Here is a 2,010-nt window from a genome sequence, read left to right on the forward strand (position 1 = left end):
ATGAAGCGGTTCGTGGCGAGCATGAAGAGATATCCGGCCAACAAAAGGATGGGTGCATGACCGTTTTTGGCCAATGCCGTCGGCGCTATGTGGACCAGTGAAACCGACACCAGAACGCCGGCTGCAAAGGCTGCGAAGTAGGTGGTGTTCCTGCGTCCCCAGGTTTCGAAATGACGGATCACGAAGATGCCGCTGGTGGTTACACAGGCGGCCAACAAACTTGCTGACAAGGGCGTCGGAAGACCGTCCACGATGCTCCTTTCAGGGCCAGCGGGCCGGCCCGAGTGCTTCTGCGCCATAGCTCTGAAGTTGAATGTATATTAAATTATGAATGATTGATCTTGCTCAACTTGTTTCCATGAAGGGCGCGCTAGCCTAGCGAAAGTATAAAGGTGGAGAGTTTTTGTTATGCCGGAATCTCAATCGACTAAGGGACTGACCGAGGCTGTCGCGGTCTTCGATAGCGGCGAAAGCTTGCAGGATGCGGTGGACGAGTTGCTTTCGTCGGGGTTCAACCAGGCGGAACTGAGCTTGCTTGCGAGCGAAAAGGCGGTCGAAGAGAAGTTGGGGCACGCCTATCGCAAGGTCGCCGAGCTTGAGGATGACGTCTCCGTTCCCCGCACAGCCTATGTTTCGACCGAAGCGCGAGGTGATGAGGAAGGCGGCCTGATTGGCGGCTTGGTGTATGTCGGGGCGGCGGCTGCCGCTGGAGCAATCGTAGCAAGTGGGGGTGCTTTGGCCACGGTTCTTGCCAGCATGGCCATCGCCGGTGGGGCAGGTGGTCTCATTGGCTCATTTCTCGCGAAGTTGGTGGGTGACCATCATGCCCGCTACATCCAGGAGCAACTCGATCACGGCGGTTTACTCCTTTGGGTGAGAACCAGGGACAACGACCATGAACAAAAAGCCGTGAGCATCCTCAAGAAGCACTCCGCACATGACGTGCACACCCATCCGATCCCATCCGCCGGCAGAGCCGACTGATCATAGAATGGCTAGGAGAGGCAAGGAGCACCTGTTGAGCGAGCAAAGCGCCTACGAAAAAGCGTTGGGTGATCCAGCGGCGTTCTTTGGTTCGCCAGAAGCGGTCGTCGACACCCCTAATTTGAGTAGGCAGGAAAAGATCGAGGTCCTGAGGCGCTGGGAGTACGACGCACGGGAACTGGATGCGGAGGAAGAGGAAAGCCCGGAGGGTCACAGCGAGAGAAATCTACTTCAGCGCATCCATCAAGCGCTGCATGGTCTCGGAGCAAGCCTGAACCTGGAAGCCACGCCCCCGACCAAGGCTGGCGGAGTGCCGAAAGGAGCCGTCCTCGAAGAGCGAGGCGCCCCCCACGGCCTCGATCAGAAGACTCTAGCCGCCATGGCCGAGGCTTTGGACGATGAGTTCAAGGCACAGGCAACCTATCAGGCGGTGATCGAAAGCTTCGGTGAGGTCCGGCCGTTCATCAACATCGTCGAGGCAGAGGGCCGTCACGCCAACGCTCTCCTGGCACTCTATCACCGTTTCGGCGTCACCCCGCCGGAAGATCGCTGGGCTGGCAAGGTCGAGGCACCCGATAGCATCGAGCAGGCTTGCCAGCAGGCGGTCGAAGGGGAGATCGAGAACACGCGCATGTATGAGCGGCTGCTTAGCGAAATCCGGCATCCTGAGGTCCGCCGGGTAATACTGCGGCTACAAGCGGCGTCCCGTGACAACCACCTACCAGCGTTTCAACGCTGCCTTCAACGGTTTACAGGCAAGAGAGACGAACAAGGGCGTGGACGACGCCTTCGTCGGCAAGGCGGATCAGAAAGTCGGCCCGCTCCAAAGATTGCCCGTAAAGACTGAACATTTGCGGCATCACCAAATCTTTGCCTCAGTTCGAAGTCGGTGGTTTGCCTTTCAGGCGGGGATGGATCCTGTGACCAGGTCCGCTTCTAGCCAGAAACGGGCAAAAACTTTCTCCTCTCAAGGCTGTCGGCCGAGTATCTACTCGACCTCCTAGGCGCAAACTACGACGCTGCTTG

General features: G+C 58.1%; 3 protein-coding genes. 2 read left to right on the forward strand and 1 reads right to left on the reverse strand.

The annotated features are described in order from the left end of the window. Positions 1-251: hypothetical protein (locus P8X75_14960; GenBank protein MEJ1996481.1), on the reverse strand; the 251-nt coding region annotated here is incomplete at its 3' end. A 157-nt stretch (positions 252-408) separates the two neighbouring features. Here P8X75_14960 and P8X75_14965 point away from each other — a divergent pair. Together P8X75_14965 and P8X75_14970 are read left to right on the forward strand one after the other, a co-directional pair. Further along, entirely contained in the window at positions 409-984 is a 576-nt protein-coding gene (locus tag P8X75_14965; protein ID MEJ1996482.1) for a hypothetical protein, read from the forward strand. 34 nt (positions 985-1,018) lie between these two features. After that, positions 1,019-1,831, forward strand: a complete 813-nt coding sequence (locus P8X75_14970) for a hypothetical protein (protein MEJ1996483.1) — start codon at positions 1,019-1,021, stop codon at positions 1,829-1,831. Positions 1,832-2,010: the final 179 nt, after the last annotated feature.

Origin of the sequence: Limibacillus sp. (genome assembly GCA_037379885.1) — a bacterium.
Lineage (GTDB): Bacteria > Pseudomonadota > Alphaproteobacteria > Kiloniellales > CECT-8803 > JARRJC01.